At 47.7% G+C, this 24,868-nt stretch carries 22 protein-coding genes; 4 read left to right on the top strand and 18 right to left on the bottom strand.

The features are described 5' to 3' along the window. Positions 1-88: 88 nt before the first annotated feature. Positions 89-871: a MerR family transcriptional regulator gene (locus BLS15_RS14000; RefSeq protein ID WP_021252259.1), complete on the top strand. Its 783-nt coding sequence runs from the start codon at positions 89-91 to the stop codon at positions 869-871. Then, complete coding sequence (locus BLS15_RS13995; protein ID WP_090512076.1) at positions 855-1,757, top strand: alpha/beta fold hydrolase; 903 nt, start codon at positions 855-857, stop codon at positions 1,755-1,757. The genes BLS15_RS14000 and BLS15_RS13995 overlap by 17 nt, the downstream gene beginning before the upstream one ends. A 135-nt stretch (positions 1,758-1,892) precedes the next feature. Here BLS15_RS13995 and BLS15_RS13990 read toward each other — a convergent pair whose 3' ends face one another. Then, entirely contained in the window at positions 1,893-2,768 is an 876-nt protein-coding gene (locus BLS15_RS13990; protein WP_021252261.1) for an ROK family protein, read from the bottom strand. Between the two features lie 326 nt (positions 2,769-3,094). Here BLS15_RS13990 and trpB point away from each other — a divergent pair, with 326 nt between their 5' ends. Further along, positions 3,095-4,255 (top strand): tryptophan synthase subunit beta, encoded by a 1,161-nt coding sequence (gene trpB, locus BLS15_RS13985; RefSeq protein WP_028533648.1) that lies wholly within the window; start codon positions 3,095-3,097, stop codon positions 4,253-4,255. 72 nt (positions 4,256-4,327) lie between these two features. On the opposite strand, the gene BLS15_RS13980 is transcribed toward trpB, so the two are convergent. The 8 genes from BLS15_RS13980 to BLS15_RS29015 all read right to left on the bottom strand — a co-directional run bounded on the left by BLS15_RS13980 (position 4,328) and on the right by BLS15_RS29015 (position 14,073). Continuing rightward, a complete protein-coding gene (locus BLS15_RS13980) occupies positions 4,328-5,686 on the bottom strand; it encodes an ABC transporter substrate-binding protein (RefSeq protein ID WP_090512071.1) in 1,359 nt (452 codons plus the stop codon). A gap of 45 nt (positions 5,687-5,731) precedes the next feature. Beyond that, positions 5,732-7,081 carry an ABC transporter substrate-binding protein gene (locus tag BLS15_RS13975; RefSeq protein ID WP_028533646.1) on the bottom strand — a complete coding sequence of 450 codons (1,350 nt, stop codon included), beginning with the start codon at positions 7,079-7,081 and terminating at the stop codon, positions 5,732-5,734. 81 nt (positions 7,082-7,162) lie between these two features. Further along, on the bottom strand, positions 7,163-7,927 hold the full coding sequence (locus tag BLS15_RS13970) for a hypothetical protein (protein WP_028533645.1): 765 nt from the start codon (positions 7,925-7,927) through the stop codon (positions 7,163-7,165). 189 nt (positions 7,928-8,116) lie between these two features. After that, positions 8,117-9,853 (bottom strand): DUF4179 domain-containing protein, encoded by a 1,737-nt coding sequence (locus BLS15_RS13965; RefSeq protein ID WP_231515204.1) that lies wholly within the window; start codon positions 9,851-9,853, stop codon positions 8,117-8,119. 267 nt (positions 9,854-10,120) lie between these two features. Beyond that, the gene (locus BLS15_RS13960) at positions 10,121-10,855 is read right to left on the bottom strand and encodes a hypothetical protein (protein ID WP_028533643.1); all 735 of its coding nucleotides are present in this window, start codon (positions 10,853-10,855) and stop codon (positions 10,121-10,123) included. A gap of 21 nt (positions 10,856-10,876) precedes the next feature. Further along, complete coding sequence (locus BLS15_RS13955; protein ID WP_028533642.1) at positions 10,877-11,650, bottom strand: hypothetical protein; 774 nt, start codon at positions 11,648-11,650, stop codon at positions 10,877-10,879. 193 nt (positions 11,651-11,843) lie between these two features. Beyond that, entirely contained in the window at positions 11,844-13,583 is a 1,740-nt protein-coding gene (locus BLS15_RS13950; RefSeq protein ID WP_231515203.1) for a DUF4179 domain-containing protein, read from the bottom strand. After that, positions 13,522-14,073: an RNA polymerase sigma factor gene (locus BLS15_RS29015; protein ID WP_175460776.1), complete on the bottom strand. Its 552-nt coding sequence runs from the start codon at positions 14,071-14,073 to the stop codon at positions 13,522-13,524. The genes BLS15_RS13950 and BLS15_RS29015 overlap by 62 nt, the downstream gene beginning before the upstream one ends. Positions 14,074-14,318: 245 nt before the next feature. Between BLS15_RS29015 and BLS15_RS13945 the strand changes: the two genes are divergently transcribed. Continuing rightward, positions 14,319-15,695, top strand: a complete 1,377-nt coding sequence (locus tag BLS15_RS13945) for a C39 family peptidase (protein ID WP_021252272.1) — start codon at positions 14,319-14,321, stop codon at positions 15,693-15,695. A 124-nt stretch (positions 15,696-15,819) separates the two neighbouring features. On the opposite strand, the gene BLS15_RS29010 is transcribed toward BLS15_RS13945, so the two are convergent. From BLS15_RS29010 to uvsE, 9 genes are all read right to left on the bottom strand, one after another. After that, positions 15,820-15,993, bottom strand: a complete 174-nt coding sequence (locus tag BLS15_RS29010; protein ID WP_155987356.1) for a hypothetical protein — start codon at positions 15,991-15,993, stop codon at positions 15,820-15,822. 201 nt (positions 15,994-16,194) lie between these two features. Continuing rightward, complete coding sequence (locus tag BLS15_RS13940) at positions 16,195-18,759, bottom strand: DUF4179 domain-containing protein (RefSeq protein ID WP_021252274.1); 2,565 nt, start codon at positions 18,757-18,759, stop codon at positions 16,195-16,197. Continuing rightward, a complete protein-coding gene (locus tag BLS15_RS13935) occupies positions 18,759-19,286 on the bottom strand; it encodes an RNA polymerase sigma factor (protein ID WP_005543265.1) in 528 nt (175 codons plus the stop codon). The genes BLS15_RS13940 and BLS15_RS13935 overlap by 1 nt, the downstream gene beginning before the upstream one ends. Positions 19,287-19,576: 290 nt before the next feature. Continuing rightward, positions 19,577-20,563 carry a PQQ-binding-like beta-propeller repeat protein gene (locus tag BLS15_RS13930; RefSeq protein WP_021252275.1) on the bottom strand — a complete coding sequence of 329 codons (987 nt, stop codon included), beginning with the start codon at positions 20,561-20,563 and terminating at the stop codon, positions 19,577-19,579. 86 nt (positions 20,564-20,649) lie between these two features. Continuing rightward, the gene (locus tag BLS15_RS13925) at positions 20,650-20,931 is read right to left on the bottom strand and encodes a hypothetical protein (RefSeq protein WP_036590108.1); all 282 of its coding nucleotides are present in this window, start codon (positions 20,929-20,931) and stop codon (positions 20,650-20,652) included. 34 nt (positions 20,932-20,965) lie between these two features. Continuing rightward, positions 20,966-21,823, bottom strand: a complete 858-nt coding sequence (locus BLS15_RS13920) for an inositol monophosphatase family protein (RefSeq protein ID WP_028533641.1) — start codon at positions 21,821-21,823, stop codon at positions 20,966-20,968. A gap of 101 nt (positions 21,824-21,924) precedes the next feature. Next, a complete protein-coding gene (locus BLS15_RS13915; RefSeq protein WP_028533640.1) occupies positions 21,925-22,749 on the bottom strand; it encodes a sulfite exporter TauE/SafE family protein in 825 nt (274 codons plus the stop codon). 146 nt (positions 22,750-22,895) lie between these two features. Continuing rightward, positions 22,896-23,666 carry an enoyl-ACP reductase FabI gene (gene fabI, locus BLS15_RS13910; RefSeq protein ID WP_021252279.1) on the bottom strand — a complete coding sequence of 257 codons (771 nt, stop codon included), beginning with the start codon at positions 23,664-23,666 and terminating at the stop codon, positions 22,896-22,898. A 151-nt stretch (positions 23,667-23,817) separates the two neighbouring features. Continuing rightward, positions 23,818-24,819, bottom strand: a complete 1,002-nt coding sequence (gene uvsE / locus BLS15_RS13905) for a UV DNA damage repair endonuclease UvsE (protein ID WP_021252280.1) — start codon at positions 24,817-24,819, stop codon at positions 23,818-23,820. Positions 24,820-24,868: the final 49 nt, after the last annotated feature.

Here is a 24,868-nt window from a genome sequence, read left to right as displayed (position 1 = left end):
ATTAAGCAGCCAAGATGCATGAAAGCAAAAATAAGGCTTGCGCGTGACGCTACGTCATATGGGAAAGTAATTGCAGGAGGTGGAAGATTTGGAGGAACTACAATACACAGTTGGACAATTAGCGGAGCTGTGCGGTACTACCGTAAGAACCATTCAGTATTACGATAACATCGGTTTACTGGCGTCTCAGCGCTACGGAGGCAGCAATAAAAGAACCTATAGAGAGCGTGATTTGGTAAAGCTGCAGCAAATTCTTTTTTATAAAAGCTTAGGCTTTAACCTAAAAGAAATTCAAGAACAATGCCTTGCGTATGAAGATAAAGGAGATCTAAAGCGGATACTGCAGCGCCAAAGCAGCCTTCTATTCACAAAAGAAATGGAATTCCGCTCAGACCGGTCTTTCATAGATGCGATGGTATCGTGCATGGAGAACAGTGACTCGATCAATGTGGAAACGATCATGAAGCTGACTTTGAATAAACGGAAACATCTTCTCTTGGACTATATCGACATGAATCTTCCTACGGAAGCCAAGGCAATATTCGAACTGAATATTATAAATGATCAAGCCGCGATCCAGGTATATTGGCAGTGGAAGGGACTGACTTTGGAAGCTTACATGCTCATGATTAATGGCATTCATCCCGTCAGCGACGCCGGCTACTCCCTTGGAAAGAGGTGGGATTCCTTTGTTCGGTATGCTACGAAGGAGAAGCAAGAAATGCGGGAGGCATACCGGATAAGCTATGAGGAGAAGGAACACTGGCCAGAGGAAGATAGGTTCCTAACCGAATACTGCGAACACTTTATTGAAGAAGCTCATCGACATTTCTTAGGGAGCGGAGAGAGAAAGAATGAAGAGGAGAAATGACCGTTCAAAAATCGGACGATATGTTTCAGAAATGGGGAAGGCGAACTTTGAAGCAGCTTATTGGGAAGCGATGAAGCTGCTCCCTGAGCCGCAGGAAACGTTGGATATCGAGACCTCCTTTGGAAGCGTAAGAAGCTATTTGTTCACAAAGCCAGAAAATCAGGGGAAGGAGCCCCTCCTGCTGCTGCCAGGGCGCTCGGCATCTACGCCGATGTGGGCACCGAATCTTCACGGCCTCCTGAAGGAAAGGCCTGTCTATACACTCGATCTGCTTGGAGAGCCGGGAATGAGCAGGCAGAGTAAACCGATTCGCAGCTCCGTAGATCAAGCCAACTGGCTTATTGAAGCATTGACTGGCTTAGGAGTACGGGCTATACACCTCGTAGGCGTATCGATAGGAGGCTGGTCAGCGATGAATCTCGCAAGGCATGCCCCTTCGCAATTGGCCTCCATCAGTCTATTAGATCCAGTCTTTGTATTCGCTCCCCTATCGCTGAAGATGATTGCAGCTTCCATTCCGGCAGCGGTTCCAATCGTACCCAGGTTTATACGTCAGAAAATGTTGAGCTACATCTCTGGAGGAGCCAAAGCGGATGAGAGTCAACCAATTGCCAAACTAATCGAGCTCGGCATGCGAAATTATAAGATCAGCCTGCCTGCGCCGGTTTTGTTCAGCAAGGAGCAATTACGGACAATCGATGTGCCTATTCTAGCACTCATGGCCAAGAACAGCGCGATGCATGATTCAGAGAAGGCGGTGCGGCAAACTTCTTCTTATGCCCCTCATATTCAAATCGAATGCTGGCCCAATGCATCCCATGCAATCAACGGGGAGTTCCCGGAAGAAGTAAATAATCGCATATTGGCTTTTATTAATCAGCTATGAGGGCCTGAGGTACATGGACCTCTGCAAATCGCGCAAACACAAAGAAACCGTTCCTTCACCCAATGACTGATCGTGCATCCATTTAGCAAAGAACGGTTTCTTTTTATTTTTCCAGGGGAACGCTCCCTAGGTTCTCTATTTCAATGCTTGTACCGCAAGTGCAAGCGCGCCTGTAATACCCGCACGATCTTGCAATGCTGGAGGCACGATGTAATCCTCGTTCACTTCCAAGATGGCAGGATGTTGAACATATCCGTTCAACAATGTCTTCACTTGCTCGCGAATGCGCGGGAACAAGTGCAATTGCTTGGAAACGCCGCCACCAAGAATGATTTTCTCCGGAGAAATCGTCAAAATGTAGTTCATGAGCGCTTGTGCCAAATAGAAGGTCTGAAGCTCCCAAGCCTTATGGTCTTCGCCTAACTCGTACGCTTTCACACCCCAGCGCGCTTCGATTGCCGGACCTGCAGCAAGACCCTCAAGGCAATCCTTGTGGTATGGGCACTTGCCCTCATACGTATCTTCTGGATGGCGCTTCACCATAATATGTCCCATCTCTGGATGAAGCAGACCGTGAACCAGCTTGCCTTCCACGACAGCACCAGCCCCAATGCCTGTACCTACCGTGATGTACAAGCAGCTGTTCAATCCTTTAGCCGCGCCGAATGTCGCTTCACCGAGTGCCGCTCCATTTACATCCGTGTCGAAGCCGACAGGGACATTAAGATGGCGCTTCAAATGTCCGACTACATCATATCCGCTCCAATGCGGCTTAGGTGTCTTTGCAATATGTCCGTATGTGGGACTGTTCGGATTCAAATCAACCGGTCCAAAAGAACCGAAGCCAATACTACTAATCCCTTTATCTTTAAAGAACGCAACCGTACGATCCATTGTTTCTTCCGGTGTCGTCGTCGGGAACGATTCAATTTGCTGAATTTGTCCATCTTCGGTACCGACAGCAACGACAAACTTCGTGCCTCCACCTTCAATAGCGCCTAACAATTTCATGTTTCTCCCTCACCTTCTCAAGCCTGACTTTATCTGTCTCGTTCAGAGGAGATCCCCCATATGCCAACTTATGATCGCGCTTACGCAAATCGAAAACGCAAATCGAAAGACAACGTTTTCATCATATTGATTATATCATTAGGTCATTCATGTTCCAATAATATGACGCACATCATCTAAGATTCGGACACACCTCCTGAACTTTATACCCTTTTTCATCTCTATAAGGAGCTGATGCACCAGAAATAATGTTAGACTTTAACCCGATAGTGCGCTAAAATATGGACAAATTATTGCTAATCATTGGAACCGAGGGGGTAATTCACATGACCGTATCAACAGAGCAAGGCATGTTCGGGCAGTTCGGAGGAAGCTATGTACCGCCCCAATTGCAAGGAGTATTGGAGCGTCTCGCAGAATCTTTCTACAAATACAAGGACGATCCGGAATTTATCCAAGAATACAATATGTACGCACGCGAATACGTAGGTCGTGATAATCCGCTCACCTATGCGAAGCATCTGACAGAGAAGCTCGGCGGCGCCAAGATTTATTTGAAGCGCGAGGATTTGAATCACACCGGTTCCCATAAAATCAACAACGTACTCGGGCAGATTCTGCTTGCTAAGCGCATGGGCGCACAACGCATCATCGCGGAAACAGGGGCAGGCCAGCACGGTGTTGCGACAGCAACGGTATGTGCCATGTTCGGCATGGAGTGCATCATTTACATGGGAGCAGAAGATATTCGCCGTCAGGCATTGAATGTATTCCGGATGGAATTGCTTGGAGCCAAGGTCGTGTCGGTCTCGAAGGGGCAAGGACGTCTGAAGGATGCGGTGGACGTAGCACTGGATGATCTGGTGGAAAACTATGCGTCTACGTTCTATCTGTTAGGTTCTGCCGTCGGTCCACACCCATTCCCGTCTATCGTGAAGCATTTCCAATCGATTATTAGCGAAGAATCGAAGCGTCAAATTGTGGAAAAAGAAGGCCGTCTCCCTGATGCCGTTATCGCCTGTGTTGGTGGCGGCAGTAATGCAATCGGCGCTTTCGCCCATTATATTGAGGAGCGATCTGTACGTCTAATCGGTGTTGAGCCGGATCAAGCGCCATCCTTAACTAAGGGAGTTCCTGGTGTACTGCACGGCTTCAAATGTCTTGTTCTCTTGGACGAGGAAGGTAATCCTGCTCCAACCTACTCCATCGCAGCAGGCTTGGATTACCCGGGTATCGGACCGGAGCACAGCCACTTGAAAGAGTCCGGCCGCGCGGAATATGTGACGGTAACGAATGAAGAAGTGCTTGAAGCCTTCCAAGTGCTGTCGAAGACAGAAGGCATTATTCCTGCACTTGAGAGCGCACACGCGATTGCTCATACCTTGAAGCTCGCTCCAATGCTTGGAGAAGAGCAGATCATCATCGTCAACATCTCCGGTCGTGGGGATAAGGACGTCGAGCAAGTATTCCAGATGCTGAATAAATAAAAATAAGGTAAGACACCTATCCTGGAACAAACAGCCATAGTCCGTTCGCTACGGCTATGGCTGTTTATTGCTTTATTTGTCCTTGCGGGCAAGATCCAGCTTCGCTTGCGCCTGCTGCTCCAGATCCGCAATCGCCTGTTCCAATGTCATCTTATCTCCGGCCACCGCATGCAGCGCTTCATTCAGCAGCGGCTCATACACCTGATAGAAGCTGTCTGGAATGTTCTTCTTCCACTGCTCGTTCGTATGATGCTTCGATGGCTTCAGCATATAAATGGATTCAGCGCCTCTTTCCAAGCTTCTTGGGATATATCCCGTCCGCGCTGGTAAATCACTTCTTCCTGAACGGGATATGATCTTCGCAATCCCTGTGCCGTTCATGAACTTGACGAGCTCCCAAGCATCATGTTTATTTGCCGAATCGGCGGCAATGGCGAATATTTGCGTGGCAGAGATTCTGTCGGACTCATCTGCGTGCGCCGGATTGATAGGGACGGTTACCATGCCCCAATTTATCTTGGAAGAAGACCCGCCAATGTGTGCTGCAAAGGACGAATCATTGAGAATCATCGGGGATTCCCCATTAACGAATTTGTTCATGGCTAAAATATAACGCGATCCCGGATCGCCGCTCTGCTCCGGCGAACGAACGGATACCGCCTTTTTCCGGATCGCATCAACCGTTAACTGAAATGCTTGCTTCCAGCCTTCGGACTGCAGCAGCACCTTCTTGCCTTCCGTATCGAACAGCTGCAAATCCATCGTATCCGCGACTTCCCGCAATACATCAGAAGCTTGATTATTGATCAATCCATAGGAAGCATCTTCATCCGTCCTGCCGTTATGAAATCTTGCAGACAATTCAAAAAGATCCTTCCACTGCATTTTGTTCACCGGCAGATCAATACGTTTCTCCTGGAACATATCCGCATTGTAGTATAAATACCGAGCCCAGATCGTGGGAGCAAGCCCAAGTAGAGAACCGTTACCCTTCTCGCGCAGCATGTCGATCAAACCGGGCGCAAAACCGTCCAAGTCAAATTGATCCTGTTTGATCACCGATTCCAAATCATACAGCTTGCCCATGCTGGATAAATGCTCGTACTCATCCAGATTGAGAACAAGGACGTCCGGCTTCTGCTGCTCCATCATGCGCTGCAGCTTTTCCTGTGGGCTTACTTTGTCCGATGCGTCTTCTCCTTCATTCCCCGACTTGATGATCTCGATTTCAATGTCCGGGTACTGACTGGTAAATAACTGGCCGTACTTGTTATGGAAGTCCTCCACATAGGGATAATACACCTTCAGCTTCCCGTTGCCTTCACCGCCAAGCCCATCTGGTACGGACTTACTCCCGAAGCATCCGCTTATGACCAGGACGATGCTGAGCAGAATCAGTACAGCCGCCTTTCGTTTTCCGGTTCGCCTCATTTCTCCACTTCACTTCTCCTTTACACGCCTATTCAACGATCTCTTTTATTTCACTTTGTCTTGGCGCACCTTCTGAAGCGCTGCCTGCGCCTTCTGCTGTAGTTCTGTCAAGGCCTCATCCACGGTTTTCTCTTTGTCAATGATGGCCTTCAATGCTTCCTCCTGCAAAGGAGCATATGCACTGTAGAATTCATTAGGAACCCGCTTTATCGCCGACTCGTATTTCATATTTTTTATTTGCAAGGCATAGAAAGCTTCTGTACTCTTGCCCTGAATCGACTTGACGAATCCGGTTCGCGTCGGCAGCTTATAGTAGATGGCAGAGCTTGCCTTCGCCATCTCCGGTCCGTTGACGTACTTTACAAATTCCCAGGCGGCCCGCTTATTGCTCGAATGCTCGTTAATGGCAAAATACTCATAGAGCCTTGCACTAGTCGTTTCATTTGGGTGGGAGGGATCAATAGGGACAGGAACCATGCCCCAATCCATCTTGCTTGCCTTCTTGTTCTGCGGATCGCTAAACTCGCTAATAAAGCCTGAGCTGCCGAAGGTCATGGCCGCGTTGCCTTGCAGGAAGAGATTGTTGGACGAAGGAAGAAACATCGCATCCGATTTCTGAACCTGCAGTGCGCGGGTACGTATTGCATCCGTCACCATCTGATAGGCCTGCTTCCAACTCTCGGATTCGAGCAGAATATGCTCCCCCTTGGCATCGAATTCCTGCAGGCCCCATGTGTCCGCTATTCGTTTCAGCATCCCAACCGCGTTCTCATAGCCAGCATATAGCCCCGGCATTCCCGCATCTTCGAAGCGCGCAGCCAGATCAAACAGTTCTTTCCAGGTCATGCCGCCTTTGGGCAGATCTATCGCATTCGCTTTGAATAAATCGGCATTATAGTAGAGTACATCCGTATAGAAAAACGGCGGCAGGCCAAATAGCGCGCCTCCTCCCTGCTCTCTCACCATATCGATCAAGCCTGGCATGAACCCTTCCAGATCGAATTGCTCCTGCTTGATGATCGAATCTAGATTATATAATTTGCCGTCCAATGCGTACTCTTCATAGCTTGGAGCTGATAGAGTCAACACATCTGGCTGCTGTTCATCGATCAGCTTCGTTAATAGCGTCCCATAATCAACACCTTTTTGGATTTGCATCTGCTGGTATAATCCCTTGGTCTCGACCACTTCGATGTCGATATTCGGAAATTTGAGCGTAAATACATTTCCGTATTCTCGAAAAAAATCGCCCTCATTAGAGTAAAGCACCTTTAATTTGCCGCGGCCATCCTTACCAAGCTCCTCCAGCACAGGCTTCGTTCCGAAGCATCCGCTCACCAGAGCCATAATGCTTACCAGAATCGTGCCTTGCTTCAACCACGAACCCCATCGCATCTCGCCTATCATTCTCCTTTGCTTCCGTATCCAAAGCCGCAGGCAACCCTAACCTGCAGCTTCTGTCGGCCTTATTCCCTATCATTTCTTGATCATCGTTTTCGCGAGCTCGATCAGCTCTTCCTTCGCCAATGGATTACCGGGATTCGTGGCAATGGTGAATCTTACCCCTTTCTCCGTCCATGACACCGAATTTCTAACGAATTGAGGATACTTCTTCTTTGTTTCTGCATCATATTCGTCAGCAGATTTGTACTCGAACCCTTTGTCTTTAGCATTCTTATCTGTCTCTAGCGTGTAGAGTTCCATGAACAACTTATCATTTCCTTTGGCGTACTCCAGCTTGATCTCTCCCACCTCTGGCGCTTCTACCTTTTTGGAATACACCACTTTGCCTTTAGCTTCTGCCTTCACTTGTGCCTCCAATATCTTACGACCGATTGAATTCTGGATTTCTCCTTTGACAAAGGTATATCCCTCCGGCATGCCCTCTGGCTCCTGTATGATAGGCCCTTTTAATGTAGAACTATATTTTTCGTAGTCTTCATATTTGGTGAATGTCGGGAAATTTGTATAGTATAGAAACTCACTTCCGCCATTCAGCTTCTTATCGCTGACATACACGAGATAAATATCCCCAGGATTTTTTTTGATCTGTACTATCCTTGCCTTCTCCGCTTCGATCATTTTCTTTTTCTCTGTATCAGTCGGAGCTTTGGCTGCTGCCGTCTTGAGCGTAATGCTGTTGAATGATTGCGACGATGCTGCCTGTACAGCAGCACTCATGGAACCTAGCAGCAGAATGCTGCAAAGTGTAGCGATTGTTACTTTCTTTGTGTTTTTCATGGGTAATGCTCCTCTCTAATTCAAACGATATTGGATGTTAGTCAGGCCACACTATAGTGTTTTGGGATCCCTTAGGCGCAAGCCTCTATCCTAATTAACACAACCGCCCTCATTTAGGTTCACTAATTTGGAAGGAATGAAAAAAATGCTGCCTCACGTCATATCATGACGTGGACAGCATCGTTCATCCTATTGCAGTTTAATTTTCAAATTCCGATCCCAATGTCGAATATCGAAACTAAACAAGCAAAGCTCCGTTTCGGTTCCCTTAAATCCGCGATAGATGTTCATGAATTTGTTGGAGTTCCTCCAATCTACCCAGTTATTCTCCCATTGGTAAAATAGGACTTTCCCGTATATCCTCTCATTCCCCTGTTTTATGTATGTCTGAGAAGCGCCGCTGTACTCTAGATTCTCGCTCTCGTTCTCGACATACAGGTCACCGTCTTTCATATAGTAGGTCACTTTTACCGGATAACCCTCTACGTTCACAATCGTTTCTTTCTTTTGCTCTGTAATGTGAGTCAACTTGATCGGCTTGTTGTAGTCTCTTATCTCCTCAAACTCATGTTCCAGAAGCAATTCTATCGGCACGTCTACGGTCAGCCGCAAATCAAGGGGTGTCGAGAATGTATACACTTTCCTGTAAGCACCTAACGGAGAATTGGCATAATCCCATGTTTCTTCTCCTTCCAGCTTATGACCGTTCACCAGCAACGAAACCGAGTTGTACGGAAGTCCGCTAAATCCGTTCTTATTATCCACTTCTAATTTCATGGCTGTCGGTCTGATGATCAGCTTGCGGAGGATCGATCCCCCTTGTGCCGAGCGGATCGGAATGTTCATTTCCCGGGTCACTGATGCCTGCAGCGCCTTCTCCTTGTTCAAGGTGAACATGCCGATATCCCATTCTCCCTCAATATAGCTTCCCTTCACGCCATACACAAATTCGAATGAGTTGCTGCCCTGCAGTAGTTCACCCAGGTTATAGCCTTCTTGCGCGCCCCATTCCGGATGCCCTTCAATCTCAATATATTCAGTCATCTTATAGCCCGTTCGATCTACCTTCTTCCCACCCTTTTTTACTACGATTTGAGGGCCAACGATGTTAAAATTCGAATCATTCGTATACGACACGGAGTATTTGAGCAGTACTTGCTCTTTCCTGCCTTTCACGAACTGCACCTTCAATTCCTTGATCCCGCCGCCGTGAATCGGAAAGGTCTGTACTTCTGTCTTGCTCGGATCCAGAGCAATCGGAACGTGAACGTAGTCATATGCCTGCAGCCCGCGCACAGACAATTGCATATCCGTCTCATTGCCGGGCACCGTCCAAGGCGTTTCGAAAAAGCCGTTGTAGGTCTGGGTTTCTTCATCCCATGCATGCGAATAGTAGCCTTTTCCCCAGTGCATTTGCATCTTCTGCACATCATCCAGGTGTGCAATGAAGTTTCCTTTACTGTCTTTGAAATCGAATTGATCGAATATCCACTTTCGTTCCTGCCTATCCCCTGTATTCAGGCTGTATAACAGCGTGGTACCATTATCGTCGGATACCGCCGTATCAATGGCGAATGTGACGCTGCTATTCGTAACCTTCTTATTTATCGGCTGCCCGAATCCATGTTGGATCGCTGATTCCACACCTTGATGATTATTAAAATCCCACTTCTCGGTAATATAGGCGAGCACCGGAGTAGCCAACAACACAAACACAGCCACTGACAACACGGCCAACCGGCGTCCGTGGAACAACGGCCTCATCTGTAACGAAGCGGCAGAGATCCTTCGATCGCCCTGCTCGTTCCTAGCCGCCTCGATCCACATCCACATCGCCTCGAAGTCCGGGTAGGAATGGTTGCCTTCATCGCCCAACTGCTGGAAAAGTTTTGTTATTCCGTTTATTCTTTTTTCCAGATCCCCCACCTTCCTTTCCTCCCAAGTTCTTCTGATTTAAATGCTCTTCTGGCCCCTTCAAGTCGTCGTCCAGCGGAGACAAGAACCTCGAGCAAGTATTCCATATGCTGAATAAACAAGATTAAGATATCTAACCTAAGCAAACAAACAGCCATAGCCGGGGGGAAACGACTATGGCTGTTTCTGTTTTATTTGTCTTTGCGGGCAAAATTCCAGCTTCACTTGCGCCTTCTTCACTGCTCGTCCGTATAATGCTTTGCCGGATTCAGCATAGTATCATTTTTTAATCATCGTTTTCGCAAGCTCCATTAAATCTTCCTCCGTCAATGGATTCTCGGGATTCACAGAGAGGAAAAATATCTTTCCGTTCTCCGACCAGGTAACTTGATTTCGATCCGTATGCTGGCTATCTGCGGCGGATTCGTATGTGTATCCTTTAGCTTCCTTTTCTTCGGTATGAACCGTTTGCATTTGGAGAATGATATTATCTTTTCCTTTTTTGTACTCCAGTTTGATCTCTCCCGCTTCCGTCCATTCCATCTTTTTGGAATATACTACTTTGCCTTTGGCTTCAGCCTTCACTTGTGCCTCGAATTTTTTGCTGAACGGACTTTGGATTACTCCTTTAACAAAGGTATATCCTTCTGGCATCCCTTCTGGCTCCTGCACGATTGCTCCCTTCAATTTAGAAGTCCATTTCTCGTAGTCTTCGTATTTCTGAAATGTTGGGAATTCCACATAGTATAAAAACTCACTATCGCCATTCAGCTTCTTATCGCTGACATACACGAGATAAACATCACCAGGATTTTTTTTGAGCTTTACTATCCTTGCCTTCTCCGCTTCGATCATTTGCTTTTTCTCTGCATCAGTCGGAGCTTTGCCAGCCGCCGTTTTGAGCGCAATGCTATTGCTTGATTGCGATGATGCTGCCTGTACAGCAGCGCTCATGGAACCTAGCAGCAGAATGCTGCAAAGGGTAGCGATTGTTACTTTCTTTGTGTTTTTCATGGGTAATGCTCCTCTCCAGAACTATTTTTTAATCATCGTTTTCGCAAGCTTGATCATCTCTTCCTTCGTCAAAGGATTCTCGGGATTTGTGGAAATCGTGCAGCTTACTCCTTTTTCTGTCCATGACAGTGAATTATTGATGTCTGGAAGGATTTCATTCTTTGGCTGTTTAGCATTTTCTTTGGCCTTCTCGTCAGCGGACTCATACTGGAATCCTTCTTTAGCTTTCTTTTCCACTCCGTTTTCTATCTTTCTCAGACTCAGCACCAATTTGTTTTTGCCATTGGCATATTCCAGCCTGATCATTCCCGCTTCATCCCATTCTATCTTTTTGGAATACACCACTTTGCCTTTGGCTTCAGCCTTCACTTGCGCATTGAACTGTGTATACGGATTTTGGATTACTCCATTTACGAATTTATATCCTTCTGGCATCCCTTCTGGCTCCTGAATAACTGCTCCCTTCAATTTAGCTGTCCAGTTCTTGTAGTCTTCATATTTTGTGAATTTGGGGAACTCCGAAGAATATAAAAACTCACTTCCGCCATTCAGTTTTTTATCACTGACATATAGAACATAGAAATCCCCCGGATTTTTTTTGATTTGAAATATCTTTTTCTTCTCCGCTTCGAACATTTTCTTTTTTTCTGCATCAGTCGGCGCTTTGGCTGCTGCCGTCTTGAGCGTGATGCTATTGATTGATTGCGACGATGCTGCCTGTACAGCAGCGCTCATGGAACCTAGCAGCAGAATGCTGCAAAGTGTAGCGATTGTTACTTTCATCTTATTTTTCATAGGTTATTCTCCCCTCTTATTCAAGCGATATTGGTTGTTATTCAGGCCGCACGATAGCGTTTTATGGGATCCCCTAAGCGCAAGCCTCTATGCTAATTAACACAGCCGCTCTCATTTAGGTTCACTAATTTGGAAGGAATGCAAAAAAATGCTGCCCTCACGTCATATCCTGACGAGGACAGCATCGTTCATCCTATTGCAGCTTTATTTTCATATTCCGATCCCAATGTCGAATGAAGAACTCGAAAAAGTAAATCTCTGTTTCATGTCCCTTAAATCCGCGATAGACGTTTACGTACTTGTTGGATTTCTCCCAATCGAGCCAGTTCTCCTCCCATTTGAAAAACAGGGCTTCCCCGAATTTTCGCTCGTCTCCCTGTTTCATATACGTCTGAGAAACGCCGCTGAACTTTAGATCCTCGCTCTCGTTCTCGACATACAGGTCACCGTTTTTGGTATAGTAGGTTACTTTGACCGGATAACCCTCTACGTTCACAAGCGTTTCTTTCTTTTCATCTGAAATAGCTGTCAACTTGATTGGCTTCTTATAGTCCTTTATCTTCTCGATCTCACGTTCCAACAACAATTCTACCGGCGTGTCCGCGGTCAAACGTAAGTCGGGCCTTGCCGGAAACGTGAAGGCTTGCCGATATCCATAGAGCGAAGTATTGGCATATTCCAGTATCATCTCCCAGCCTTCAAGCTTACGTCCGTTCACGAGCAACGAAACTTCTCGGTATGGAATGTACTCGAATACTTTCTTATTCTCTACCTCCAATTTTATCGCTGTCGGTCTGATAATCAGCTTGCGGAGGATCGAATCTCCTTGCGACGTGTGGAGCGGAATATTTAATTCCCGGGTCACTGATGCCTGCAGCGCCTTCTCCTTGTTCAAGGTGAACATGTCGATATCCCATTCTCCCTCGATATGGCTTCCCTTCACGCCATACACAAATTCGAATGAATTGCCGCCCTGAAGCAGTTCGTCCGAGCTATAGCCTTCTTGTACACCCCATTCTAGATGCCCCTCAATCTGGATCATTCTATTCGCCCTATCACCTGATCGAATTACCATTCCCCCTTCCTTTTTCACCACAATTTGAGGGCCAACGATGTTGAAATTCGAATCATCCGTGTAAGAAACAGAATATTTGAGGAGTGCTTGCCCTTGTCCGTCTTTCACGAACTGTACCTTCAATTCCTCAATCCCACCATCATGAATCGGAAAAGTCTGCACCTCTGCCTTGCGCGGATCCAAATCGATTGGTACACGAACGTAGTCGAACGCCTGCAGCCCGCGCGCTGACAATTGCACATTCGCTTCCTTGCCGGGAACCGTCCAGGACGTATCGAAGAAGCCGTTGTAGGTTCGGCTTTCTTCATTCCAATTATGCCAATAGAGGCCATTATCCCATTTCATCTTCATCATCTGTACAAGATCCATACGCGCTATGGAATTTCCTTTATCGTCTTTGAATTCAAATTGGTCGAACATCCATTTGCGCTCCTGCTTATCCCCTGTATTCAAGCTGTATAACAGCGTGGTTCCATTATCGTCGGACACCGCTGTATCGATAGTGAATGTGACGCCGCTATTCGTAATCTTCTTATTGATCGGCTGCCCGTATCCCTGTTGGATCGCTGATTCCACACCTTTAAGATTTTTAAAATCCCACTTCCCGGTAATATAAGCGAGCACTGGAGTAGCCAATAGCACAAACACAGCCACTGACAGCACAGCCAACCTGCGCCCGCGGAATACCGGTTTCGTCTGTAACGGGGCCGCATAAGTTCCTTGTTCGTCCTGCTCATTTCTGGTCGCCTCGATCCGTATCCACATCGCCTCGAAGTCCGGGTAGGAATGGCTGCCATCATCGCCCAGCTGCTGAGAAAGATTCGTTACTTCGTTTGTTTTTTTCTCCAAGTTCCTCACCTTCCTTTCTTCCCAAGCTGCTGTTCCGCTTGGGTGATTTCTCATCCGGCAGCTTCAAGTCGTCGTCCAGTTCGTCCAATATGACCCTCATCATCTTCAATCCCCGGTTCAACCGAGATTTCACGGTTCCCACCGGAATATCCAGAATCTCCGCGATGTCGGCAAGCGGCAGATCGTTCGTATACCTCAGGGTGATGACGATGCGGATTTTGTCAGGCAGCTTCGCGAGGCGCCGCTTCCACTCGTCCTCCGATTCCTTTTGTTCGACTACAGTTAGGACTGAAGGCTCCACCTGCTCCCGTTGGAACAAGAGCAGCATCTTCTCCTTCATCCATCTCGACTTACTCCTGCGCAAGTGATTCAGGCAATGATTGACCGTAATTCGCATGAGCCACGTCTTGAGAAACTCCACCTGCTCCCATCCCGACGTGAGCGCCTTCATAAACACCTCCTGGCAGACGTCTTCCGCATCCGAGGCATTGCGCAGCATATAGTAGCAGGTCCTGTATACATCTCTGTTGTATCGTTCGAAAAATTCCCTGTCCGTCAACAGGTTCTCCACCTTTCCTACACATCGCTAGTTGCTGCTCCCCTTGAACATGCACTACTAGATTAACAACTATCTTCTATAAAAGGTTCATTTATTGGATAAATGGGGTAAAAAATTTAGTACCTAATGAAACCTCGGTACATTGCCGATATAAGAAGGGAGTATGTCTGAGGAGGGTATAAACTTTGCCGCGAATCGTCAGGCAGCTGAATCGATGGCTGCTGTTTCTTATATTGCTAGCTTTATGTGCATTTCCCTTTCAAAATTTTATTCTCTCTAAGCTCAAGGAAGGTTCCCTATCCTTCTCCTTCGGGCCGCCTTCGGATGACATTGTTCTGTTGCTGTACAGCAACACTGCAAGGGTAGGCCGCTATCTGGTGCCGCTTGCAGAGTCCGAGCCGAAGGCTGCTCCTTATCAAGAGAAGGGAGAGACACTTGTACCTGCCCGCTTCTTGGCGGACAAGCTTGACGCAGAGCTGGCTGTCGATAAGAGTGGCCGAACTCTTACGTTATCAAGAGACGACGCGAAGATTACGTATTCGCTCGAGGCAGGCAAGGTTAGTATCGCGACCCCATCCGGCAGCAAATCCGCAGTCTCTGTCAACACATTGCCCGTCCAGAAGGACGGAGTTACCTACGTCCCGCTTCGACCGGCTAGTAAAGCGTTTGGTCGGCATATTTACAGCAGCGACGGCGTTATCGCGCTGACCACGACACCGAAGGCGCCTAAACAAGAGAAGTGGAACGAGTGGAGAGAGGAATTGTCCTCCTATCTAGCCTACGATGCCTTCGGCTCGTATGCGGTCAAGATGGGAACAAGCTATACCGCACTGTTCCACCGCTGGGAAGACGCCGTTAACTACGCGAAGCAGGTTCCTGGACGCAGAGTCACCTACCGCGGTCAGCATGTGATGTGGGATCCGAAGAAGCCTGCGCCGAAGTCGATCCGCTTGAATGGAGCACCGCTTATTTTGCAGCTCCCTGAGCTGCCGCGCGGCTGTGAAGTGACTGCGCTTGCTATGCTCTTGCAATCCGCAGGTCAGAAGGTAGACAAGATGGAGCTTGCGAAGAATATCCGTAAAGATACAACGCCTTATGAGAAGAAGAATGGCGGCATTTATTTCGGCAATCCGCATCGCGGATTCGTCGGTGATATGTACACGTTCGCCAATCCTGGTCTCGGGGTGTATCATGAGCCGATAGCAGAGGTCGCGGAGAAGTATTTACCGGGACGAATCATTGATATGACCGGTACTTCCTTTGATCATCTGTTATGGACGGTTGGACAAGGAACGCCAGTATGGGTAATCCATACGACACTGTACGATTCTGTTCCCGCTAACGCTTGGGTCACTTGGAATACTGCTGATGGGCCAATCCAAGTGACCTACTATGAGCACTCCTTGCTCGTGATCGGCTATGACGAGCAATATGTATACGTGCATGATCCGCTTGGTCGCCGCGATCGTATCACGCGCGCCGCCTTCAAGCGCGGATGGGAGCAAATGGGCAGCCAAGCTATCACCTATACGAAGGCAGCGCCAACTGCACAAGCAACCTAGGCGCACCGTTAGCACAAAAGGAACTGTCCTCCCTGCATCCAGTTATGCAGAGAGTCAGTTCCTTTTTTTTCTGGCCGTATTCAAACTTTGCCCCAATGATTCTTAGATAAAAGATAAACTCTCCCTAATCATAGTTGCGCAAAATGAGATAGAGAATAATCCCTACTGGACCAAGCAGGAAGACAACAAGCGCCCATAAACAACCAATATGCTTCCCCTTGCGCGCTGATGCCTCGCCCCATATCCAGAACAGGCACACCCAGCTTAACACCCATATCAGAAAGCCAATCAACCGCATCCCCCCGCTCCAACTAAGAAACCTGGCCGTAATAGCTCATGTCGGCTGTACCTAAACACCACCTTTTTGATATGTACGCAGGGAGCTCTACAATTAGGATTTCTTTTTCTACAGCCTGACTACCCCTATGAACACAGAAAGCTGACCCACAAAGCGAATTCTGCTTCGCGGGTCAGCTTTTCTAACCTTTTTTTCTCTTGTCTAATTTAAATTTATATCGTTATTAGTATCAATATCCAGGCGGTAGAACTTCGAATAACGATTCATTTGCCCTTCAATCGTCAGACTGCCTTCTCTTTTGAGGATATACCAGTTTTGACCGTTATATCGCTCAACCGAATACCCGTTCAGATCAATGCCGAACAGCCTTTTCACGTCAGGTGCCGCTGCGTCAAGCACCTGCTTATTCGAGAATTTGTCGAAGAGGGCCTCGGTTGCATTCGTTCCCGTTTCTAAAATGTCGGAATCATAAACGGACAGTATGCGTCCAGTGTTATAGCCAACCTGAATGGACAAATCACGCTCCTGATCCTCTAAATCGTAATAATCCTTCGCAATTCCGATACGGCTGTCATAGCGATACGTACGGCTTGCAAGCGCCATCGGGGTTTCTTTCCCTCTAACGGTGAGGGAAGCTTTCTTAGCCGACTCAAGCGCCTTAGCACTTACTTGATCCATCGGAATGTCATAAGACATGCTAAGGACTCGCTCTCCCTCCATCTCGATGTCGATATCTTTTCCTGTAATCCAGGTATGCACATCCCGATCGACCCTTGTCTTTGCCCGAGTAATGTCCTGAATACGGGCAGCCAGCTGATTTTCGTCCAGTCCTGTTTGTGCTTCAACAATCCGCTTCATCTTATCTGGCAGCTCAGCGTAGTTCATAGAGATGTTCACATCGAAAGTTCCCCGCTTCACATCAAGAGCGGCATAGCTCTTGTTATCCTTACTATAGACGGTAACATCATGATAAGTTGATCCACGGTATTCCTCGACTCCATGCAGATCAATGTCACGACCAGCAACTTCTCGTACTGCCTGCTTGATGCGCTCTAACAAGGGAGAATCGAGGTCGTTCACCGTCTTGCCATGCTTCGCCTCCGTCAAGCTGCCTACTTGATCGTGTTCTCCTGCGAGCGGCGGGATTGTAAACTCAATCTTCTGATTAACCTCAACCGGCTCATTGTATCTTCGTAGCGATATTTCATATTCGTCCAGCTTCGGGGCCATAATCGCAATATCATAAACATCTTGCTTGACCTTCTCCTGCCCCCACTTATCCTTATCCTCAAAAATCGTTCCCAATACCCAATTGAACGTAATATTTCTTTCATATTTTTCGTTTAATTGCTTGCCAGTCATTGGGATAGCTCTCGTCTCTGGTGTATCCAGCTTCAAGTCATATTGCTTCCAAGTCTCGTTCGATCCTGATCCCTGAAGCTTCAAGTAGTAAGGCTCATACGTCAAGAATGTGCTCTGAAACGGGTTATTTCCCGCTTGATCTGGCTGAACCTTGAGATGGAGGACTCCCTTATTGTCATACTCCGTGCCTAATATCGTTATATCCTTGCCCTGATATTGGATCTTTTTCGGATATTTATCATCCATGCGAAGACGGAACGTATGATTGGGCCGGGCTTGAGTCACATACAATCTCTTCAGTTCCAGGGTCATGCGCTTCGGCTTATTCTCGAAATAAATAGACGGGACGAACTCCCACTGGTTGCGACTGACCCCATTCACCAAATCATTAAATCCTGAAGACTGTCGAATCGGATATACTTTACCGGTCTCGTCTTTCAGAATAAGATTTTCTCGGACAATCTCATCCCAATCGTACCCTGGATGCAGATCTGCCTTTCCTTCATCTTGAATTCGAGTTCGAGTCTCCAGCAGCATACGGGTTGGTGAGATCGTAATATCCTTAAGAGCAAACTGCTGTACAATCGAGTTTGCCTGCTCTGCCGTCCGCTCCAGATTGACCACACGAGTTGGTTTTATATTATTGATACCGAGCGGAACCTGAATATCCTCTGATTCGGAATAAATGTTTTTGTATTCGTCATTGCGTTTAATTTTTGTGAGCCGGATCGTTATTTTCCGATCCTTATCTTCTCGTTTCAGCTGTTCGACGTATTCTGGCAGCAAAGGAATGTCATATGTCCAAGTAACAATACCATCCGCTTTTGCTTTAGCCTGTTTACGCGACTCATCCTCGGATTCAATATGATAGGAAGTCGTATGATTGCTTCCATCCGAGAATCGGTGTTCGTCAAATTCAGGCAGCGTAGCCGTATAATCCTCGAACTCGTCATACAATCGGCGGGAACGCTGCGCCTCGGCAATATCCTCGCCCTTGATTGTAACCGTAACGAACAGACGATCATCTTCCAAATATAAATTATCGACGCTTACTTCCCGCTCTCCCCACTTTGTACGGTAGGTTTGTACCGGAATGTAGCCATGCTCCTTGGCATTGCGGATACCCATAAAGCTGCCCGCCCCCTCCAGCCACTTGACTGCGGCCTCCAGTCCGGGGATTTGCTTCGCATACGCGGCAAAGGAAGGCACAAACATGATCGAGCCAGAGAACAGCAAAACGCCGGCCGCAACCGTTCCTATGCTGCGCTGTACAATCTTCGTCCGATGGCGGCGGCGATCCATATTTTCGATCCGCTCCGCAATCCGTTGAGACAGATTAGGTGGAATAGGCACTTCGGGCAATTTTGCGAACATTGCTTCGATCTCCTCATCCCTAAATTCCATCAGCATCTAGCCTCCTTCATTTCTGGCATCATTTGCTTTTTAAACAACTTAATTGTGTTATATATTTTCGTTTTAACCGTGCCTAGCGGCATATCTGTCATCTCTGCAATTTCTTCTAGTGTGTATCCTTGGACATACTTCAATTGGATGAGCATCCGCGTCATTGGCGGCTGCTGCTCCATAAGAGCCTGAAAATCCAGCATTTCGTCCGTCGGCGGACGCTTTGCGACTCCCATAACCTCTTCGTCCTCTATGTAGACTATCGATTTATTTTTACGCAAATAGGTTTTGCACTGATTGATGACAATCCGAGTGAACCAAGTGTTGAATTTTTCGGGGTCTTTCAATTTCTGTATATGAATAAGGGCCTTCTCCACAGCATCGCATACTGCGTCCATACTGGCGGCCTCATCGTGTAGATAACTATATGCGATTCGGTACGATCGGTCTTGAATTTGCTGTACCGCTAGTGCAAAGCTATGTGTATCGCCCTGCTGCGCGCGGACAATCAGCATCTTCTGATCCATAGTTCCTCCCCCTTCGGTCACCACTATGATGCATGGAGGCCCTAAATAGTTTTGGAAACGGAAAATATGATATTACGTCGTTCCTTTGGATTCCGAGACTGCTTCCAATTCGACTTCCTTGCCTGTTAGTTGTTTTTTATTTGATCTCATGATTATCGTTCCTCCTACTTTTGAAGTCAATTTCGATAATAAGATGCACAACCATTTAAAATAGTTTTTTTATACAGAAATGAAAAAAATAGATAAAAAAACATGCACTCGCGAAAAGCAAGTGCATGTAGAGTAACTGTTCATTGACCCGAAACTTCAAGAGAGTAGAACTCTCCCTTTTCATTAATATTTCCAGAAACCTCCGGCTTCCCATCTTTCTTAAATGTAAAGCGATTGGCCATCTCACCTTTTCCGCGAGTTACGCTGTAGCCTGTCAAATCAATTCCGAACACTTTTTTAGCCAGCGGCTTAACGGCAGCCAGTACATCCTCATTTTTAAATTTGCTGAATTTTTTATCGGTAATGTCAAGCAAGGAGCCTGCCGACTTCCCAGATTGATTGAATTTTGTTGCTTTTCCGGTTTCACCGTTTACATCAATGATAATCCGTTTTTCCTTGCTTTTATACGCCGTGAATTGCCAACTCGATTTATCCTTTGCTTTGTTCAATGTCCCTTCCTTGATCGAGAAGGATTTTGCATCCAGTGCTTGCAACACTTGCTCTGCTCCTTTTTTGACCTTCGCAGGCGCCTTCGAATAGTCATAGGTGAGGTTAATGCTCATTACCTTATCGTTATCAAGCGATACCCAAATATTATTTCCCGTAAATGACGTGAATAAAGTCTCAGTATCCTTCTCGAATGTGCGCTGCACTTTATTAAAAGATACATTCCAAGAAGAATCCAATTCCTTAACCGCCGTGATAGCCGCTGTTCGAAGGGACTCATTTCCTTGATCCGCCTTTGCAAACCAAGTTGCCCTCTGAACTTCACCAGTCTTTTGGTTCACTTGTGCTTGATTCCCATCCTTCCCCATAAAGAAATATAAATTATTCGGGCTTTCAGTAATTCGCTCCCATGTCATTTTCAAATCCGAGTTACCCGATAATTCCTGATACACGGCATCCAGATTTCCAAGGATCTCCTTGTCGATCTGTTCCGGCTTCAGGATTCCGTTCTCCTGTTTAACCTCTTGCTTGGATTGGGCTGCCTCCATACTTATCGGCGACGCAATGATGAGCATGCTGGATACGGATAATACGGCAATCATCTTCTTGTACGACATCATTTCAACAACTTCCTCCCTCAAAATGAATTTCGATAGTAAGATGACTCACTTCAGTCAATGGTTTTGGTACACAAAAAAATCCCGGACTATGTCCGGGATTCTCCATCGCGCTTAGCGCGCTTCATATATTGGTCATAACGGTCGTCTACTTCCTCAGCGATAGAGCGATACCGATTCGTCTCTTCCACGATTGGATCCAGCGTCGTCTGAATACGGATTTCGGTCCGCGGCGTTATCCGCCGTCGCACAGCCTCACTTGGCTCTTCGGACTCCATCTCCCCAGCCGTCAGACGCTCATGCAGCTCCGCTTCCAGTCGTTCTTGTGAATCCTTGTCCCGTTCAGCCACAGGAACACCTCCCTCAAACATATGCTTCCACTAGTATGAGCTTGAATGCTATTCTCTACCCTTGAGCTTTCGCATCTCTTAGCGCTTCAATGAAGGAGCCATGGATATGTCCGTTCGAAGCAACGACATCACGCACGCCCAAATGATAGGGCTTGCCATACGTATCTGTCACCTTGCCACCAGATTCCGTGATCAGCAAGCTTCCTGCCGCCAAATCCCAAGCATTCAGGTTGAGTTCCCAGAACCCTGTCAAGCGGCCTGCCGCTACATAGGCCATATGGAGAGCAGCCGAACCTGCGGTACGGATGTTGCGAACCTGCGGCGCAAGTGCAGTAATTCCCGCCAGATTCGCAGGCAGCGCACGCTCGCGCTCCGTGGGGAATCCGCTTGCAATCAAGCTGGCTCCAAGCTGCTGCTCAGGCGCCACCTGCATTCGGCTTCCGTGCACATAGGCCCCCTTTCCCTTCTCTGCGACGAATAGTTCGTCTCTCATCGGATCGTACACAATCCCAACAATGACTTCTCCCTTATGCGCCAAAGCAATTGAAACGGAGTAGAATGGGAACCCGTGAACATAGTTCGTGGTACCATCAAGCGGATCGATGATCCATACATATTCCTCCTGCAGTGCATTCTCCAACGCCCGCTTGGCTGCATCCTTGCCAGGATCTACTGATTCTTCACCGAAAACGGCATGCTGTGGAAAATGAGTCAACAGCAGACGACGGATCATCTGCTCGGCTCCTTTGTCAATTTCGGTAACGAGATCGTGCATAGATGATTTTATATTGAGCGATATGTACTGCCCTAATTTACTCTTGATCCATTCACCTGTCTTAGCCGCACAGTTGACCGCTACCGCTGTATAACTTTTACTGGTGACCACGTGTGGAGTTTTATCTGAAGTATTCAAGGCTTCACGCTACTTTCTATTAAAAATTGCTTCCTTTTCTTCCAATATACGTAGTAATCAGTTATAAGTTTCGTTCGAATATCCTAGCCTATGTAAAATGTTCATGAGCCTGCAAATCCACTCACAATCATGCGAATTGCCAGTACGAACAGGGTAATTCGGAGGACAAGCAACAGCCCTTTGCCAGACATTCGATTCGCAATTGCAGCCCCTAATCTTCCGCCGATCCAAGCGCTTGGAGCCAATACCGCTACCAGCATCCAATCGACCGATCCATTCCAGGCATGAACCGTAGTTCCGAGAATGGAGGATAGAAAAATGACAAACATGGATGTGGCTGAAGCGACATGCGGCGGATAGCGAAATAACAGCACCATAAGCGGAACGAACAACGAGCCTCCCCCAATCCCGAACAGCCCTGAGATGAAGCCGACTGCAAATCCAATAAACAGCATCGGCACAACGCTGTATCCATATTCGGTCTCTTGACCAGAGAGATCTACATACGTACGTGTGCCTCGCCATGTGATATTCACCGGCTTCAGCCGTTCCTTCACGATCATCAGAATTGCCATCCCGAGCATGAAGAACCCGAACACCAAGTTAAATACATTGTCCTTGAAATACTCCGTTAATGCCGCACCCAGCATAGAAGCAGGCCCGCTCGTTATAAAATAAATCGCACCGCTTCGCCAATCCACCCGCTTCACCTTCATATAGGCAAGTGTGGAGGAAAGCGCTGTAAAAATAAGCACCGCTAATGAAGTTCCCACCGCTGTCTGGGAGGATATCGCTTCTCCTAGCAAATGCGGCCCGAAAAAAATCAGCCCCGGTACGATGATAATACCGCCGCCCAGTCCGACAAGACTGCCGAACGTTGCTGCAATTAGGCCAATAAGAACAAGAAATACAATGGTTGCTGCCATTTGGATGCTCCTACTTTCTCCTCACATAGTAAGCCCCTATTACTGAGCGGTATGAGATTGCCCGCCACCCGGATAAATAAAAATCCGCCCGCAGGCAGCTACCAATTCAGGCGGCTGCCAGGCAAGGCGGATATGGAAGTCGAGTGTTACACGCCGACAATGTGGAAGCCGCTGTCCACGTAGATCACTTCACCTGTAATGCCGCGTGAGAAGTGGCTCATGAGGAACATTGCAGTATCGCCAACTTCCGCCGTGTCTGTCGTGCGGCGCAGTGGAGCCTTCTCTTCAACCTGCTTCAAGATCGAGTTGAAGTCGCTGATGCCCTTCGCAGCAAGCGTACGGATCGGACCTGCGGAGATCGCATTGACGCGAATGTTGAACTGTCCCAGATCTGCCGCCAAGTAGCGAACAGAAGCCTCAAGCGCAGCTTTCGCTACACCCATGACATTGTAGTTCTTCATCGCGCGTTCTGCGCCGAGGTATGTCATCGTCATAATGCTTCCGCCTTCTGTCATGAGCGGATGCAAGCGCTGTGCTACAGCTACGAGAGAGTATGCGCTAATGTCTTGCGCAAGCGCAAAGCCTGCACGGGACGTATCTGCATACAGTCCTGTCAATTCTTCTGTTTTCGCAAATGCGATACTGTGCACAAGACCATGCAGTGTACCGAATTCTTCACGAAGTCTATCTGCCAATTGATCAATCTCTTCATCTACTGTAACGTTGCACGGAAGAATGATGGCGTTTGGAATCGTCTCTGCCAACTTGCGTACACGCGCTTCTACACGTTCGCTCTCGTATGTAAATGCCAATCTTGCGCCTTGTGCGGCGAGTGATTGCGCGATGGCCCATGCGATGCTGCGATCGTTCGCGACACCCATAACCACGATATTTTTACCTGCTAATAATTGAGACATTGCTAAATTTCCTCCTCTCGCCATTTCGCATCATCAAATTTGGTTTCATGAACTATGCATGTCCCTTTTGGCTGTTGCGGAAAAGCTCTTTTTTCAACGTATCCTATTTTTGCTTGATTTTCAAGTAGCAAGTGGATCTCATCGCTAAGAGCTACGGATCAATTCGCACGCTCGCTTGGTCGAGAATCGTAACCCCTTCCGCCGTATAAGGGACAAGATCCCGCATCAATTGAAATAATGCCCCGTCCTTCTGCTTCGCTTCCAGCATGACATCGATGCGCTCCGTATAGGGAGCAATCGCCCTGAGGAAGGCGAGCAGGGGCTTCACTTCCACATAATCGGCATGGCCACGTATATCGGAAGCGCTCTTCGGACTGGATACATGGATTTTAGGTGGGAGGGGATCGTCCGGCGCTGCGTCCGCCTGCCCAAATGGCGTCTGCCATGTCTTCAATATGCGCGGCCACAGCTCATCCAACGATTCCTCTTCATGATTTACCCACTGATGGTGAATATCCAGTACCATCGGAACACCAAGCTGCTCGCTTATATGAAGTGTCTCTACCGCATTGAAGGTTTTGTCGTCGTTCTCCAGTGTCATGCGCTTCTGTACCTCTTCAGACAATGTCTTGAAGTTCTCTATGAATCGCTCTCCCGCGATCTTCTTATTTCCGTATGCCCCGCCGACATGAATGTTGTTCTTCGCACGAGCATCCACTCCCATGGCCTTGAACATCCGAACATGATGCTCCAGATCCTTTACAGACTTGATGAGCACATCTTCGCGCGGCGTACTCAGGACGGTAAAGTGATCGGGATGGAATGACACGCGCATATGATGCTCGTTAACATATTGTCCAATTGCCTGAAATGCCTCCTGCAAGGCCGGGAATGGATCCCAGTCGCTTAGTTCGGGATGTGTAGCCAGCGGGATTAGCTTCGAAGAGAAGCGGTACAATTGAATGTCATGCGCACGATTATGCTTCAAGAGCCGCAATGTATTATGCAAATTTTCTTCCGCTATGCGTTCCGCCTTGCGCAACGCCGCGGCGCGATCTTCCAGTTTACAAAATGATGTGAATGTCATCGTGCGCGACGGCGAAGCATTCGCCACCGTGACGGACATCGCCACGTATCCGAATCGAACCAGCATACTTCGGACTCCTCTCCACTTCTATCGCCGTATAGGCCCTACTTCTACC

The sequence above is a fragment of the Paenibacillus sp. cl6col genome, from assembly GCF_900102125.1.
GTDB classification, from domain to species: Bacteria; Bacillota; Bacilli; order Paenibacillales; family Paenibacillaceae; genus Paenibacillus_B; species Paenibacillus_B suaedae.
Note: the sequence above shows the minus strand (reverse complement) of the source record. Positions and strands in the feature narration are given on the sequence as shown.

Coding starts and splice junctions, on each gene's coding strand:
- BLS15_RS13995 (WP_090512076.1), top strand. CDS start 855: ATGAAGAGGAGAAATGACCGTTCAAAAATCGGACGATATGTTTCAGAA.
- BLS15_RS13990 (WP_021252261.1), bottom strand. CDS start 2,768: ATGAAATTGTTAGGCGCTATTGAAGGTGGAGGCACGAAGTTTGTCGTT.
- trpB (WP_028533648.1), top strand. CDS start 3,095: ATGACCGTATCAACAGAGCAAGGCATGTTCGGGCAGTTCGGAGGAAGC.
- BLS15_RS13980 (WP_090512071.1), bottom strand. CDS start 5,686: ATGAGGCGAACCGGAAAACGAAAGGCGGCTGTACTGATTCTGCTCAGC.
- BLS15_RS13975 (WP_028533646.1), bottom strand. CDS start 7,081: ATGCGATGGGGTTCGTGGTTGAAGCAAGGCACGATTCTGGTAAGCATT.
- BLS15_RS13970 (WP_028533645.1), bottom strand. CDS start 7,927: ATGAAAAACACAAAGAAAGTAACAATCGCTACACTTTGCAGCATTCTG.
- BLS15_RS13960 (WP_028533643.1), bottom strand. CDS start 10,855: ATGAAAAACACAAAGAAAGTAACAATCGCTACCCTTTGCAGCATTCTG.
- BLS15_RS13955 (WP_028533642.1), bottom strand. CDS start 11,650: ATGAAAAATAAGATGAAAGTAACAATCGCTACACTTTGCAGCATTCTG.
- BLS15_RS29015 (WP_175460776.1), bottom strand. CDS start 14,073: ATGCTGCGCAATGCCTCGGATGCGGAAGACGTCTGCCAGGAGGTGTTT.
- BLS15_RS29010 (WP_155987356.1), bottom strand. CDS start 15,993: ATGCGGTTGATTGGCTTTCTGATATGGGTGTTAAGCTGGGTGTGCCTG.
- BLS15_RS13940 (WP_021252274.1), bottom strand. CDS start 18,759: ATGGAATTTAGGGATGAGGAGATCGAAGCAATGTTCGCAAAATTGCCC.
- BLS15_RS13935 (WP_005543265.1), bottom strand. CDS start 19,286: ATGGATCAGAAGATGCTGATTGTCCGCGCGCAGCAGGGCGATACACAT.
- BLS15_RS13930 (WP_021252275.1), bottom strand. CDS start 20,563: ATGATGTCGTACAAGAAGATGATTGCCGTATTATCCGTATCCAGCATG.
- BLS15_RS13925 (WP_036590108.1), bottom strand. CDS start 20,931: ATGTTTGAGGGAGGTGTTCCTGTGGCTGAACGGGACAAGGATTCACAA.
- BLS15_RS13915 (WP_028533640.1), bottom strand. CDS start 22,749: ATGGCAGCAACCATTGTATTTCTTGTTCTTATTGGCCTAATTGCAGCA.
- fabI (WP_021252279.1), bottom strand. CDS start 23,666: ATGTCTCAATTATTAGCAGGTAAAAATATCGTGGTTATGGGTGTCGCG.
- uvsE (WP_021252280.1), bottom strand. CDS start 24,819: ATGCTGGTTCGATTCGGATACGTGGCGATGTCCGTCACGGTGGCGAAT.